The sequence below is a fragment of the Bacteroidota bacterium genome (assembly GCA_018831055.1).
GTDB lineage: Bacteria > Bacteroidota > Bacteroidia > Bacteroidales > B18-G4 > M55B132.
The window spans coordinates 107,083-122,744 of sequence record JAHJRE010000139.1 but is presented as its reverse complement, the minus strand read 5'-3'; the positions used below and the strand labels follow the sequence as shown (position 1 = coordinate 122,744).

Below are 15,662 nucleotides of genomic sequence, written 5' to 3'. Positions count from 1 at the left end.
AAACCCAAACACTCCATTCATATAACTTAACCTAAAAAAAAGGCTATTTATGACCATATTGGTGGTAGCTAAGAATAACCTTTTATGTTAAAAATCTTTTTCCGGCTATTTGCCACCAATTTCATACACGATAAAACGGTTGCCATCCTGAATACCGCCGGCCTGGCAATAGGCATCAGCCTCAGCCTGATCATGTATCTGTGGCTGACAGAAGAATACAGCTTTGATAAATTCCATGAAAACTCGAATAGAATATACAGGATACTAAGCATAAAGGTAAACGGAGATGGAGCCGTTAAGAGCACGCTTACCCCGGCTCCGCTTGGACAGGCTTTGAAGAATGAAAACCCTCAGATAAGAAATGCAGCTCCTGTATTGAGAGAAAGCATTGAAAGGGATTTCCTGGCAGGAGATAAACGGATTAAAGTTAAAGTTGAATATACCAACGAAGATTTCTTCAGGATGTTCAGCTTTCCTGAAATTGGAAAGACCGGGGAATTATACTTCCCAAATCACAATTCCCTTGTAATAACAAGCAAATGTGCCCTTAAACTTTTCGGAAGCACTGATTGCCTGGGGAAGGAGATAATTATGAGCTTTTACGGCGATACGCGTTATGTGATTTCCGCTATCGTCGAAGTACCCCATAACTCTCATCTGCAGTTTGAGGCACTTGCCCCACACAACAGCAATCCGTATCTGGCACGTTTATTCGACCGCTGGGACAGAGCGGAAACAGTAACCTACATTGAGCTTGAAAAAAATGCTACAATTACTCAAACCCAGCTCAGAAAGTTTATAAATTACCTCGAAGGCAGGGTGGATGAACCAACACTGCTATATTTCCAACCCCTGGAAAGCATTCACCTGCATACCGATTTTTCCGATCGCCATTCGTTTTCGAACACCGGTATACGCTATGTCAGGATCATTATGGTTGGGATGGTGCTGGTGATGATCCTGTCGGGACTCAACTTCATTATTATCGCAACAGCCCGATCGGAAAAAAGAAGAAAGGAAATAGCCATCAAAAAGTTGTTCGGCTCCGAAAAAACCAGGCTGATCCTGCACTTTCTGGCTGAAAATATGATTTATACCTTGGTGGCTTTTCTTTTGGCCATCCTGATTGTTATGACGGTTCTTCCTTATTTCAATGTCCTGACCAACAAAGAGCTATCATTGAATTTCGATTACAGGTTGATGGCATATTTCCTTGGCGCCATGATGCTTACCGGAGGAATTGCAAGCGCGTACCTGTCCCTGTACCTTTCTTCATTCCGCACAATTGACCTGCTTTCCGGCGTGAGGGTGGCGCATATGCGACAAAACGTAAGCAAATACATCACACCCTTACAGATGATCATTTCCTTTGTCTTTATCATGTTCTTTATCAGCATTTACCTTCAGATTAAGTATATGCAGGACAAAGACAAAGGTCTCGACCTGGAAAATATCATCGGAGTGAAGACGCAGGGATTTATATACAAATATGAAGAGATCAAAAACGAACTGCTGAAGAACCCGGATATTTTACGTGTAACGGCATCAGGTAAGCCGCCGGTAAACTACAACTTTGACAAGTTCAAGGTACAGCGTACAGCAGGAGGTAAAGACCTGGCTTTTGCATTGTTTTCGGCCGATCCTGATTATCTTTCAACATTTGGCATTACCCTGAAGGAGGGTGCATTTTTCCCTGAAAGCATGAACATGAAAGGCTATTTTGACGGGGAGTACCGTCTTTCTTCCCCTGTTGTGATCAATCAAACCGCCAGGAAGATGCTGGGAAATATCCGTGTGGGTGAAAGGTTCCTGCTGGGATCATTTAATTCAACCGCAACAGTCATAGGCATCACAGAAGATTTTCATTTTATGCCCTTGCAATATCAGGTAGACCCGATGGTGATGATCTACCACCCCGAGAGCTTCCTGGAGTTTTATGTCAGGATCAATCCACAGCGAATAACCGAGACCATTCAGTACATTGAGGCAGCCACGGCACCTTTCAGGGGAGCACAGTATGGATTTGATTATTATTTCCTGGAAGATCTGGTAAAAAGCCAATACAGCAGTGAGATCAGCATGCTGAGGCTGGGTTTGATCATCATGATCCTGTCAATGATCATCTCCATGTTTGGCTTGGGAGGCATGGTATATTATTCGGTGGTAAGGCAACGAAAGCAGATATCCATCCGCAGGGTTTTTGGGGCAGGCACTTCAGCCATTGAAAGGATGTTTGTGAAAGAAGCAGGCTGGATTTTTGCGATCGCTTTTGCGATTTCCCTGGCATTCGCAGCATGGATAGTCCAGGATTGGCTAAATGCATATTCTTACCGGATTGCGCTTCCCCTGGTGGCCTTTATGCTGGCAGGACTTATTCTGTTCACGATAGTGACAGCATTAACCCTAGTTTTGGTTCGGAAGGAAAACAACCGCAACCCGGTTGAGAACCTGCGGTATGAATGATTGATGGAAAAGAACAAGCCACAGCCGGTGAGATAATCCTAATCTACCCGGCCATGGCCTTTTTTGAACAGGGAATTTAATTACATCGGTTTCACTGGGATACAGATATCCACAATAAATTTCCCTTGCGGGTGTTCGTCGTGGTTGTTGTGGTATAGTTCATAAGGATTGTCATCGGAAGGCTGGTAACCGCTCTGGGAGAGCCACAGGCACACACTGTTCCAGGCTTGCTCGAATTCCGTTGGAAGGATCTCAAAACTGCCTACGACATATTTCCCGCCCGGCACCTTCAGGTTACCGAATTCCCCTTCGGTCTTCACCTCCCTGTCGACGGTAATGCAGGCACTTTGCCTGACCTTATCGATTTCCGTAACCGTAGGATCGTCATGGTACACAGTCACCGTTTTAAAATCCGGGTTATCAAGCAGTCCCCTGGGCCCTGCCCAGCGCATCAGCCGGCCGTAAGCCTGTACTCATTCAAAAGCATGCTGGCAGCCTTTTCCACCCTGATCCTGCGGATAAAACCATTCAGGGTCTCCCCCATGAAAGCGGAAAAGATCCGGTGAAAATGAAAAGGAGAAAAATGAGCAACTTCCGATAGTTTCTCAAGACCAAGATCCTGATCAAGGTTCTTTTCGATGTAATCGATAACACGGTTTATCCTGTGTATGTATTCCTTTTGGTATTTATTCATAACCCTTTGCAGTAACTTAAATCCTTAAGTCTGTAAATATCCTTAAATCCAGGAAATCATTTACGGCTCAAAAATATCATTTCCTGGAAATTTGAGGTATTTTTACTAAGAGATACAGAAAATCAATCAAACCCAACCCCCATGAACAGAATCACCATTCCACTGATATTTTTTATTATTCCAATCCTTTTACAGAGCCAGGATTATCATTACTGGGCGGAGCAATTCGGGGCCCGCTCATCGTTGATGGGCGGAGCGGTTATCGCGGGCGTTAACGATAACACCGCCATCTTTTACAATCCCGGAGGCCTGGGATTCCTGGAAGGAAGCTCCATCTCCGTTGATGCCAACATTTATAAAGCTCAGTTTACCAGATTCAGTAATGTCCTTGGCCAGGATTACGACATTCACTATAACCGCTACACGTATTACCCTCAGCTGCTTTCCGGAATGCTGAATTTTATAAAGGATCCGGATTACAAGCTTGGTTTCATCCTCCTTACCAGATACAACAGCCGTTTGCTATTCCATGAACGGATAATCGGGGAACTGGATGCAATGGAGGATATTCCGGGAAATGAGAGTTATATCGGATCGTTTGACTATTCCAACGAATTCCTGGAACAGTGGGGTGGCATCGGAATAAGCCGCCGCTTTTCCGAAAAACTATCTCTGGGTATCACGACCTTTGTCTCTTACCGCTATCAGTCATTCCGGTCGGAAGTAGCTGCATCCGCCATACCTGTTGAAGATTCTGTGTATTACATTTCAAGTATTTCCGAGTCTCAGGAAATCATTTATGTGAACTGGAAACTTTTTTGGAAACTTGGAATGTCAATGCGTTTTGGCAACTGGAAACTGGGGCTGACGTTTACCACGCCTACCATCAATCTGTACGGTGACGCCGATGTCCAGGGAGAGGTTATAGCCAACAATCTGAGGGTCTTGCCAGGAAATGACTTTAGGTTTGATTTCATGGCTGTAGACCGCCAGGAATATCTACCCATGCATTACAAAAATCCTGCTTCCATAGGTTTTGGACTAGAATACTCAGGAGAAAAGACGAGCATAGAACTGGCAGCCGAGTATTATTTCAGGATTAAACCTTATGACATCATTGACCCTGAAACCCGTTATGTCGTTTACCCTCAATCGCTCTATAATGAAGCCACCGGAGAGATCAAATTCCTGGAAGTAAAAGGATGGGCCAACGATGTTTTAAATCTGGGGATAGGCTGGCAGCAGTATCTTTCCGGCAGCCTTGATTTTCTGATGGGCTTCAGGACCGATTTTAACTATTTCAATGATCAATACGAGAATTACCAGGAAGGGATCATTATGTATGGAAGACCTTACGATATTTATCACCTGACGGCCGGATTGGCATTAAAACAAAAACAGAGTCAGATTACAGCCGGGCTTGAATACACCCTGGGGTTCACAAACAACATGCGGCAACTGGTCGATTTTGCAGAACCTGAGGAAAACCTGGGACTGGTGGGAGATGTAGAAAACAATACACGGGTTCGCGACCACGGCATTGCTTTTGTCATAGGGTTTACCTATTACTTCAACAAGGCTTTGGGGGATTTCAAATTAAAAGAAGAATGAGAATCGGGAACAATAAATGTGAAGTTACAGGTTGCAGGAGGCAGGCTGCAGGAGGCAGGTTGCAGGCTGCAGGCTGCAGGTAGTTTGAGTGTGGGAATTGAGGGATGAGTTGTCACCTGCAGCCTGTAACCTGTAGCCTGTAGCCTGCAACTTTTTGTTATTGTTTCCCAGCATTCACAAAAGCTAATTAACATACTTTGTATCTTTAATTAACCTTTCATAGTATAAATAAAATCAATATATTTGAATCCATAATCCATTGTTTTCCAAATCAAATAAATGTAATATATGGACTGGTTTTTAAGCACATTCCGTCAATATCCGGAGTTGGCCATTTTCATGACCATTGCTTTGGGTTTCTTCATCGGAAGATTCCGATACAAGAGTTTTTCCCTGGGGACGGTCACCAGTGTTTTGCTGGTAGGAGTTATTGTCGGTCAGATGAAGATCGGCATATCACCGAATGTCAAGCAGATCTTCTTCCTGATTTTCTTGTTTTCTGTTGGATACAGCGTTGGGCCGCAGTTTTTCAACAGTCTGAGAAAGTCGGGTATCCCTCAGTTGATTTTCACGTTTTTGATGGCGGTTAGCGGACTTATCGCTACATGGTTACTTGCAAGGGCCATGGGATATAACGCGGGTCAGACGGCAGGCTTGTTTGCCGGAGCCCAGACCATTTCCGCGGTAATCGGTGTTGGCGGTGATACGATTCAATCCCTTAGCCTTGATGCTGCTGCCAAACAGACAATGATCAATGCTATACCGGTTTGTTATGCCGTGACGTATCTTTTTGGTACAATAGGCTCGGCATTCTTTCTGGCGCAGATTGGCCCGATGTTCTGGGGAGGGCTGAAGAAGGCCCGTCAGCAATGCATCGACCTGGAAGCCAGCATGGGAGTGAGTTCGCAGGACCAGCCCAACATGATCTCTGCATTCAGCACCATCGTTGTAAGAGCCTATAACCTGGATGCAGGTTCCGTGGCTGTGGGAAAAAGCGTGGATGAGCTGCAAAAGTACTTCCTGGAAAAAGGTTATCATATTTATATCGATAAAATAAGAAAAAAAGGCGGGAAGCAGGTCCCGGAGGTTACACCGGCATATGTTTTTGAAGTTCACGATGATGTAGTGATCCAGGGACGTGGCAATGAGGTTATTTCCGAAATGAAGGAACTCGGCCGGGAGATTTACGACAAAGAATTACTGGATTTCAAGATCGACCACCTGAAAGTCCTCCTGGTTAATAAACAACTATGTGGAATGACCATAAGGCAGTTAAGCCAGATGGATTTCAATTTAAGGGTATCCCTTGAAAAGATCACCCGTGGTGGCATGGAAATCCCTTTATTGCCCGGCACTCAGCTTCATAAAGGGGATATGTTGTATCTGGTGGGGCCGAAATCGGATATAGACCAGGCTGCCAAAAAGCTTGGATTCCCGGATGTGCCTACGGAAAAAACAGATATGATCTCGGTTGGCATCGGTATTCTGCTGGGCGGATTGCTGGGAGTACTTGCCATCCATCTGGGTAAAGTTACGGTAAGTTTAAGCACCAGTGGTGGTGTATTGATTGCAGGATTGGTTTTCGGCTATTTACGTTCCAAGCATCCGACTTTTGCCCAGATACCGGAACCGGCCCTTTGGATCATGAACAACCTGGGTTTAAATGCCTTTATAGCAGTTGTGGGTATTTCCGCAGGACCCGGTTTCGTGGATGGGTTTGAGCAGGTCGGTCCCATGTTGTTTGTGATCGGAGCCATAGCCACAATAATACCACTGATCATAGGGATGATCATGGCAAGATATGTGTTTAAGTTTGATGTAGCGGTCGGACTGGGCTGCTGCTGCGGGGCGCGTACCACCACTGCCGGGCTGCCTGCCGTTCAGGATGCTCTGGACAGCAAACTTCCTGCCCTGGGATACACCGTGACCTACGCCGTGGGGAACACCCTTCTGATCATCTGCGGTATCATCATAGTATTTCTTATCGGATCATAATCTTTATTGTCATGAAAGAAAAAATAGAAAAAATCGAAACTTCGAGAAAAGAAGAAAAAAAGCTTGAGACCATGAGTCCTTTCGAGCTTAAAAACAATCTGATTGCACTGGCCAACAGTCACCCCCTCGGCCGGCCCGGGGATAAAAGTGCCCATGCCATGCTTAATGCAGGACGCGGGAATCCCAACTGGGTGGCAACCACACCACGTGAAGCCTTATTCACACTGGGTAATTTCGCCATGGAAGAATGTCGTAAAACTATGGATTACAAACAAGGTCTCGCAGGCATACCCGAGAATAACGGTATCGCAGAGCGCTTCCGGGAATTCCTGGATAAGCACCCTGAAAGCCCTGGCATTGAATTGTTAAAAGAATTATACCGTTATGGGGTTGAAAAGCACCAGTTTGACCCGGACGCCTTTGTTCATGAGCTGGCCGAAGGGGTAACCGGCGACCAGTACCCGGTACCTGACCGTATGCTCATCCATGCCGAAGCTATCGTGCACGACTACCTGATGAAAGAAATGTGCAACAACAAGCCTCCCAGTGGAAAATATGATCTCTTTGCAGTGGAAGGCGGAACCGCCGCCATGTGCTACATTTTCGATTCCCTTATGCAGAATTTCCTGGTGAAAAGAGGTGACAAAGTTGCCCTGTTCGTGCCAACTTTCACACCGTATATCGAGATACCCGAGCTCGACCGGTTCCATTTTAAGGTTGTATTGATCAAAGCCACAGGAAAATCGGAAGATGGGTACCACAACTGGGAATACCCCGACAAGGAGCTGGAAAAGCTTAAAGACCCGGATATCAAGGTAGCCTACCTCGTCAATCCAAGCAATCCCCCGTCGGTGGCGCTTAATCCGCATGAAAGGAAAAAGATCGTTCAGATCGTGAAAAAAGACAATCCCAACCTGATGTTCATCACCGATGATGTTTACGGGACCTTTGTAGAGGGTTTTCGTTCCCTTATGGCTGAAATACCCCACAATACTCTTGGTGTATATAGCTTCTCGAAATATTTCGGTTGTACAGGATGGCGGCTCGGTGTTGTAGCGCTGCACGAGAAGAATGTTTTTGACAAAATGATCAAAGACCTTTCGAAAAGCAAGAAAAAAGCCCTTCACAAGAGGTACGAATCGATACATCTTCATCCTGAAAAATTAAAGTTCATCGACCGCATGGTGGCCGATAGCCGCATGGTAGCACTTAACCATACTGCAGGGCTCTCGCTTCCCCAGCAGACTCAGATGATGCTTTTCGCAGCTTTTGCCTTATTCGACCGTGAGAATGCATATAAAGCACTGACCCGGGAAATCGTCGGATCCAGGTTAAAGTTATTGATGGAAGGTCTGGGATTCACCATCAAGCCCAATCCCGACCGCGCCGGATATTACGCGGAGCTGGATATCATGCTGTGGGCAAAAAAGAATTATGGTAAAGATTTCGCAAAATACCTGAAAAAGAACTTTGAACCGGTTGACATACTGTTCCGTCTGGCTGAGTTATGCTCGGTCGTATTGCTCAACGGAGGCGGCTTCGACGCACCCGAATGGTCCATCCGTGTATCTCTGGCGAATCTGAAAAATGAAGACTATGTTATTATTGCCAAATCCATTAAAACGATAGTCGAAGAGTATCTGGAAGCCTGGAAGAAAAATTAACTTAACATAAACTTAACATAAACTTAAAGCTGAGTTCCCATCGTTGCGGTTGACTATTAATACTTTCGGGTTTTAATTAACACGAAAGTTTAACTTAAATTGACCGCTATGAAAAGAATTCTACAATCCTTTATTTTTGCAGCTTTGTTATTATTCTGGCTCGTAACCAACGGGCAGAAGACAACGCTGGAAATTCCAATCGTTCAGAATGGAGATCCCATTCAGGTTGAACTTAGCAACGGAACGATTATCACAGTTAACACTTCATCCGACGACGCCGAGCAGGAAAACAATGAAATGGACTCCCTGGAGGACGATGATATTGATGCAGGATGGGAAGGGGACCCGGTAGATCAGAATATCCTTTATGCCGGATTCAGGTTTCAGAATGTGACCATCCCGAAAGATGCCGTCATCGAATCCGCTTATATAAGGGTTTGTTCACACGAAGGAAAGACTGCCGAAGATGTGGCAAGGATCACCATAGTTGGTGAAGCAGCCGACAATGCAGAAACCTATGCACTTGAGCAGCTCATCACCGACAGACCTCAGACAACAGCATCGGTCATGTGGGAAGTTGCTGAAGAGTGGGTTCTTTGGGGATTTTACAACACGGTTGACATCTCTCCTGTTATCCAGGAAATCGTGAACCGCGCAGGATGGACTTCCGGAAATGCGCTTGCACTGATGTTCCTTGGAGAAGACCAGGGCCCCAGCGACATGGAGAACGCAAGGGAAATGGAAGCTTTCGAAAACATCGCTGACCCGGAAGACGGTGGCGACGGACAGCATCACCCGGAAAGGATACCCACGCTGGTTGTTACCTATTCCGTTGCCGGTGTCAATGAAATCATTAGCCACAAAATGCTGAATATCTATCCCAATCCACCGGTTAACGGAGAATTGAATATCTCACTCGAATCAGATAATCCGGTTGATATTACTATTTACAACCAGGCCGGACAGGAAGTAAAAGCCCTTCATGCCGAAGGTTCACAGCTGGTAAAGATTAACACACAAGGATTGCCCAAGGGTATCTATGTTGTAAAAGCAACCCAGGAAAATATCCTCTACACAGGCAGTTTGGTTATCAATTAAAACAACCGAGTTTTCAGGAACGATCTTAAAAGGGTGCAGGCTGCACCCTGCAACCTGTACCCTGCAGCCTGCATCCTTTTTTAATCTTTCCCAAACCCTAAAAAAGCATTGTATGAGGATGTCAGGTTTTGCAGCAAAGTATGCAAAAGCATGGATTATGTCCATCGCGATCCTTGCCGGACTTAGTGTATCTGGCCAGGTTAACAAGATAAGCGGCAAGATAACAGATCATTCGAGCGGAGAGGCTTTGCCGGGCGCATCTGTTATAATCGCCAATACCGACAAAGGAACAACAACCGGTTTAAACGGGGAATTTGAACTTCCCGGAATAAAGGAAGATCCTGTAACTCTTGTAATATCCTATATCGGCTACCAGCCTGACACTCTCATTTATAGCTTCAAAAAGAATAAAAAGCATCATGTTCATATAAAACTGAAACCTGTCTCCACGAATCTTAATGAAGTGAGGGTGACCAGCCAGGCCGAAGGTCAGGTGAAGGCCATGATTGAGCAAAAAGAAGCAGAAAACATTAAAAATGTTGTTTCATCGGAGCAAATCGAGAAGTTTCCCGATATGAACGCCGCTGAAGCCATTCAGCGCATTCCTGGTATCACTTTACAACGGGACCAGGGAGAAGGACGATATGTACAACTCAGGGGAACACCACCCGAACTAACCAACTTCAACATCAACGGAGAACAGATACCATCCCCCGAAGGCAACGTCAGGTATGTAGGAATGGATATTATCTCTGCCGACCAGATCGAATTCATTGAGATCACCAAAGTGCTTACGCCGGATATGGATGGAGACGGAATCGGGGGGACCGTGAACATCATCACAAAGAAAGCCTTCGGAGATAAACCGGAGATCAAGGGAACACTGGCCGGTGGCTATAATAACCTTAGGCAAACAGGCAATTACCAGGTTCAGTTTTCCTATGGCCAGCGCTACCAGAAATTCGGGTTTCAGATGAATGCCAGCTATTATGTGAACAATCAGGGATCCGACAACATGGAGTTCAAATACGCCAAGGGGCCATTCTGGGGAAGTACCAGCCAGGGCCAGGATAATTACTACGTTCAGTATCGTGAATTCCAGTTAAGGCACTATGACATTACGCGTAAAAGGATTGGACTGAGCGCCACACTCGATTACCAACTCAATGAAAACAACTCCTTCTACCTCAGGGGTATGATCAACAACTTCACCGATGATGAGTTACGACGCAGGAAGATCTATGATCTCGACGATGCCATCACCGAAGACTATTACCTCTATGGTGGCATCAAACATGATCTCAAGCAAAGAACCAAAATTCAAAATATCAATACCATCAACCTGGGGGGAGAACATATCTTTCAAGGATTTTCAATCGATTACGAAGCAGCTTATGCCATGGCATCGGAAAATGAACCAAACCGCATGGAAACACAGTTTGAAAACCCCGGACAGGCTATAGTGATGAAAATAGATAAGTCGGATCCCGACTGGCCACGGGTTGAGTATCCTGATTCTGCAAGTGCCGTTTACGTTTATGCTTACGATAAATACGACCTCGACAACCTGTTATTCAAGGAGAGCCTTACCACTGACAACAATATTACCGGAAAGGTAAATTTTAATGTACCTTACCGTTTTACTGACGAAAGTCAGGGATTTATACAATTCGGGGCAAAAGTCAGGATGAAAGATAAAGAACGCAACAATACCGCTATTGATTATGGGGCCTATTTCCCGAACAGCCAGATATATCCCGGAACAGGCCCTGATCTGTCCCTGGCATCGATCACGGACGGATTCAGCGACGACAATCTCCTCAACCACGATTACCTTATTGATTACATGCCCGGTGCCCAGGAAATGAGAAATTTCTTCGAGTTTTACACGCAATATTTCATTATCGACCGTACCGAAACCAAAATGCAGACTTATGGAGAGGATTACAAAGCCGGTGAAAATATTTATGCAGCCTATGCAATGTTCAGGCACGACATCCGCCGGTTAATGATTTTAGGAGGCGTTCGTTATGAGAGAACCGACATAGATTATGAAGGCAGGCGCATCATTACTAAAAATGGCAATTACAGAGATATGGATACGCTGACCGATAAGCGGTCGCACGAGTTTTTCCTTCCACAGGTGCAGGCAAAATATATGCTGAACGAAAATACAAACATCAGAGCAGCAGTAACCTACACCTATTCCAGACCAAATTTTGAGGATGTTCTGCCCTATCGTGAACAGGATTATGATGAGGTGAAATATGGTAATCCCGACCTGAAATTTCCTACTTCCCTGAACGTCGACCTGCTTGGAGAAAAGTATTTACGGGGACAAGGCCTTGTGTCGGGAGGATTTTTTTACAAGAATATCCATGATTTTATCTTCTATTATAAACGCTTTGCCCACGAAGGCGATCCTCAGAACTACGGACTGGTGGAGATAACCAAGGCTGTTAACGGTAATAAAGCCTATGTACTCGGTGCTGAAGTGCTTTCCCAGTTCAAATTCAATTTCCTGGAAGGATTCTGGAAAAATTTCGGTCTTTACCTGAATTACACCTATACCCATTCAGAAGCCTACATCAATAAGAGATTTCCTGCAAATTATTCCGATGCCGTTGTGATTTTCGGAGAAGATGACCTTAGCCTTTTCAGCTCCGACACCGAGCAGGAAAGGATCACCCTGCCCGGACAGGCAAAACATACAGCAAACCTTGCTGCTTTCTATGAGAGTGAAAGGTTTTACGCCAAGATCTCGGCCAACTATCATGATGCATTCCTGTATAAACTGGGTGCCGATAAAGACCTCGATGAATACTACGATCAAGCCTGGCATCTGGATTTTACCGCCAATTATTCGGTTACGGAATACATGAAGGTATTCGTGGATGTGATCAATCTTACCAATGCCCCGCTGAAATTCTATCTGGGCACGAAAGACCGCATCCTGAAGCAGGAATATTATTCATGGTGGGGAAGAATTGGGATAAAGCTTTCTTTCTAAGGAGTTTAGTTTACATCCATTACCAAAGCATTCCAGGCTTCGCGGATTATCAGGGATGAAGCCGAATCCGGTACATATTCCAGGATGGTTTGTCCTGATACCATGGCTTTAACGAAATTCTCATCAAAAGGGATCTCTCCAAGGCATGATATTTCCAGCTCCTTCAGGCGGTTGGAGACAGAAGCGGTGAGGCCGGGATGCAGATCGGCCTTATTGATCAATGCATAGGTCCTGATACCAAATTTCCTTGTCAGTTCCGACAGGCGTTCCATATCATGTAGCCCTGATTTGGTGGGTTCAATCACCATCAGTACCTTGTTCACTCCGGTGAGCGAGGCTATCACCGGGCATCCTATTCCGGGAGGTCCGTCGTTGATAATATAATCATAGCCGGAATCCTCAGCCAGTTCCCGTGCTTTTTCCCGGACAGCCGTGACAAGTTTCCCGGAATTCTCCTCTCCGGGAGCCATGCGGGCATGCACCATGGTGCCGAAACGCGTTTCGGAGACAAACCAGCGGTTGTTCATAGGTTCGGAGGATGTAATAGCCGAAGCCGGGCAAATGCGTTCGCATAAGCGGCAGCCCTCACATTGGAAAGGATTCACATAAAAGGCATGGCCATTGATTTTATGTATGGCATCGAAGCGGCAGGCATCCTGGCATATCCCGCAGCTTATGCATTTGGCAGGATTTATCCAGGCTTTCCTGCCACCCGCGAATTCGTGCTCTTCCTTGATCTCCGGCGTTAACAACAAATGCAGGTCGGAAGCATCCACATCGCAATCGCTGAAAACAGCATTGCCGGCAATCTGCGCGAGGGCGGCTGTCACCGAAGTCTTTCCGGTCCCCCCTTTTCCACTCAGTATGGTAATTTCACAAATCATATGCGGCTTGAATCGAATATCTTATCCATAATTTCCTGGTAATAAACCCTGTATTCCTTATTGTCTTCCGACAGGATAAGGCTTTCGGAGTATTGCCGGGCGTAATCCTTTCGGAAAGGGATCTGTGTTAAAACAGGAATGTTTTCTTCCTCCAGGAAGTCATAAACCTCTTCATTCCCAAGTCCCGCTTTATTGATCACCACCCCGAAAGGCTTGTCGACCTGCCTGACCACGTCAACAGCGATTTTCAGGTCATGTAAACCGAAGGGCGTGGGTTCGGTTACCAGGATCACATAATCGGCATCGGAAATCACGGCAACGACCGGGCAACTTGTTCCGGGAGGTGAATCGTAAATAACGTATGCGGCAGAATCATCATGGATATTTTTCACCCGCCGTATGACCGGGGTTTGCAAAGCAAGCCCGACCTTAAGTCTTCCCTCCGTCAAACCTTTGCCATCTCCGGCAGAATAATGGGTAAGCGTGCCAATAACGACCGGCTTTTCAACAATGGCATTATCCTCACATGCATAGAGGCAGGCACCGCAGGAATGGCACAGATCGGGAGCAACCTGTGCAAATTTTACGGGAGGTATCACGGTGATGGCATTGAACTGACAGTAACGTACACATTTCCTGCAATAGGTGCAGAGATCCGGGTCAATCTCAGGAACGGGCTGTGTGATATCCTCCCTGAATTTTATTCCGGCACCCGGAAAGAAAAGGATATCATTGGGTTCCTCCACATCACAGTCGACCAGCAAAGTGGCCTTATCACGTGTTTGAACGAGGTTCCAGTAAAGATTGACCGCGACAGTAGTCTTACCGGTACCCCCTTTTCCGCTGGCAATAGCAATTTTAAATGGCATCTCCCAGCACGTTATCCCTGAAGTTTTGCTATCAGATCGCTGATCTTCTGGTTATGATCCCTGATGACAACCATCTGAATTCCGAATTTATCAAGAAGATCCTTGGCTTTTGGACCGAAATCCCCGGAAAGAACCTTTTTCACACCCAATTCTATCATTTTCTCTGCGGCTAAGGTTCCGGCTCCCCCGCTCTGTTCCTTGCCGGCATTTTCCAGGAAAGACGTTTCCCGCGTATCCTCATCATACAGGCAAAAAAAGGCACAACGCCCAAACCTGGGATCCATCAACGAATCTGTGTGGTTTTCCCTTGAAGTAATAACTGTTTTCATCATTAAAGAATGTTAATTATTTTTTCATATTTTCCCTCATTTTTCACCCAGCGTTTTCCTTTTCCGGTCCATTTTCCAGTACCCCCACTTCACCATTCCCGCAGACCGGGCATTTCCTTTCAAACTCCTTTCCGGGTAAGGTAAATAAGCTGTCGCACCGGCCGCAAACAAACCATTTTCCTTCGAAATACACATTTCCGTAAACGCAACGTATCGGTAATACTTCCGCCATGGCGCGGGCTATCTTCCTGCGGGCACTTTCATAAATCCTTGCAAAGGTAGGCCTTGAAATACCCATAAGGACACAGGCTTCATGATGCGGCATCAGATCATAATCCGAGAGTTTGATCGCTTCGTACTCTTCGTACAGCAATTCCACATCCTCCTCAGGCTCAAAAGCAATCCCATAAGGCCGGTAGCCTTTGAAACCCGGAGGGGCAACGATTTTTCTGGGATGTTTGCGACGGGGCATGTAATTTTTTTGCAAATATAATGAGAATATTCTCATTATGAAAATAAACCTCATTTTTTGACAACAGATCATTTACTTTTATATCCTCTTTAACTATCTTTATATTCCAACCCAAAACAAAGCAACAATGAAAACCCTTATCAAACCCATAGTAATTCTGCTGGCAGGATGCCTGATCCTGGTTTCCTGTAAAGAAGAAAAAAAAGACGCCTGTGAAGACACCAAAGCCGCGGCAAAAAACCTGACTTTGAAAGCCACGGTTGTGGTTAATTCGAATACCGGAGTGCCCATTGCAGGGGAGTTGGTAACCCTTCGGATGGAAAGAAACGCTTGTGGCGCCAATGAAGCCTCCTATGTAAACAACTTTGAGGGAAATACCGATACCCTCGGGATGTTTTCCTCAACCTATGTAAGCATGGTACTCGATAACACGCTCGATGAAGCATTTATCACTTCAACGGCACCCGATTTGCCGGCCGTAAAAAACTGGAGCAATGCCACCATCTATTATCATGAATTCTCTGATGGCGACACCATAGAAGAAACTTTAACGATCAACGACGACAAATAGCG

Annotated in this window: 11 protein-coding genes and 1 pseudogene; 7 read left to right on the top strand and 5 right to left on the bottom strand. The window is 45.6% G+C overall.

Annotation, left to right across the window (positions count from 1 at the left end):
• The first annotated feature begins 84 nt into the window (after nt 1-84).
• Nucleotides 85-2,463 (top strand): ABC transporter permease, encoded by a 2,379-nt coding sequence (locus tag KKA81_09005; protein MBU2651060.1) that lies wholly within the window; start codon nt 85-87, stop codon nt 2,461-2,463.
• 80 nt (nt 2,464-2,543) lie between these two features.
• On the opposite strand, the pseudogene KKA81_09000 reads toward KKA81_09005, so the two are convergent.
• Nucleotides 2,544-3,157, bottom strand: a pseudogene (locus tag KKA81_09000) (AraC family transcriptional regulator).
• 141 nt (nt 3,158-3,298) lie between these two features.
• Between KKA81_09000 and KKA81_08995 the strand changes: the two are divergent.
• The 5 genes from KKA81_08995 to KKA81_08975 all read left to right on the top strand — a co-directional run bounded on the left by KKA81_08995 (nt 3,299) and on the right by KKA81_08975 (nt 12,535).
• A complete protein-coding gene (locus KKA81_08995) occupies nt 3,299-4,768 on the top strand; it encodes a hypothetical protein (protein MBU2651059.1) in 1,470 nt (489 codons plus the stop codon).
• A gap of 288 nt (nt 4,769-5,056) precedes the next feature.
• Complete coding sequence (gene aspT / locus KKA81_08990) at nt 5,057-6,763, top strand: aspartate-alanine antiporter (protein ID MBU2651058.1); 1,707 nt, start codon at nt 5,057-5,059, stop codon at nt 6,761-6,763.
• Nucleotides 6,764-6,774: 11 nt separating this feature from the next.
• Complete coding sequence (locus tag KKA81_08985) at nt 6,775-8,427, top strand: bifunctional aspartate transaminase/aspartate 4-decarboxylase (protein MBU2651057.1); 1,653 nt, start codon at nt 6,775-6,777, stop codon at nt 8,425-8,427.
• 108 nt (nt 8,428-8,535) lie between these two features.
• Complete coding sequence (locus KKA81_08980; GenBank protein MBU2651056.1) at nt 8,536-9,525, top strand: T9SS type A sorting domain-containing protein; 990 nt, start codon at nt 8,536-8,538, stop codon at nt 9,523-9,525.
• A 157-nt stretch (nt 9,526-9,682) separates the two neighbouring features.
• Nucleotides 9,683-12,535: a TonB-dependent receptor gene (locus tag KKA81_08975; GenBank protein MBU2651055.1), complete on the top strand. Its 2,853-nt coding sequence runs from the start codon at nt 9,683-9,685 to the stop codon at nt 12,533-12,535.
• A 5-nt stretch (nt 12,536-12,540) separates the two neighbouring features.
• Here KKA81_08975 and KKA81_08970 read toward each other — a convergent pair whose 3' ends face one another.
• From KKA81_08970 to KKA81_08955, 4 genes are read right to left on the bottom strand one after another with little or no spacing between them, the layout of a single operon-like run.
• Nucleotides 12,541-13,416: an ATP-binding protein gene (locus KKA81_08970; protein MBU2651054.1), complete on the bottom strand. Its 876-nt coding sequence runs from the start codon at nt 13,414-13,416 to the stop codon at nt 12,541-12,543.
• Nucleotides 13,416-14,288, bottom strand: a complete 873-nt coding sequence (locus tag KKA81_08965; protein ID MBU2651053.1) for an ATP-binding protein — start codon at nt 14,286-14,288, stop codon at nt 13,416-13,418. Before KKA81_08965 ends, KKA81_08970 begins: the two co-directional genes overlap by 1 nt.
• A gap of 11 nt (nt 14,289-14,299) precedes the next feature.
• On the bottom strand, nt 14,300-14,617 hold the full coding sequence (locus KKA81_08960) for a dinitrogenase iron-molybdenum cofactor biosynthesis protein (GenBank protein ID MBU2651052.1): 318 nt from the start codon (nt 14,615-14,617) through the stop codon (nt 14,300-14,302).
• Between the two features lie 43 nt (nt 14,618-14,660).
• Complete coding sequence (locus tag KKA81_08955) at nt 14,661-15,089, bottom strand: DUF134 domain-containing protein (protein ID MBU2651051.1); 429 nt, start codon at nt 15,087-15,089, stop codon at nt 14,661-14,663.
• Between the two features lie 127 nt (nt 15,090-15,216).
• Between KKA81_08955 and KKA81_08950 the strand changes: the two genes are divergently transcribed.
• Nucleotides 15,217-15,660, top strand: a complete 444-nt coding sequence (locus KKA81_08950) for a hypothetical protein (protein MBU2651050.1) — start codon at nt 15,217-15,219, stop codon at nt 15,658-15,660.
• Nucleotides 15,661-15,662 lie beyond the last annotated feature (2 nt).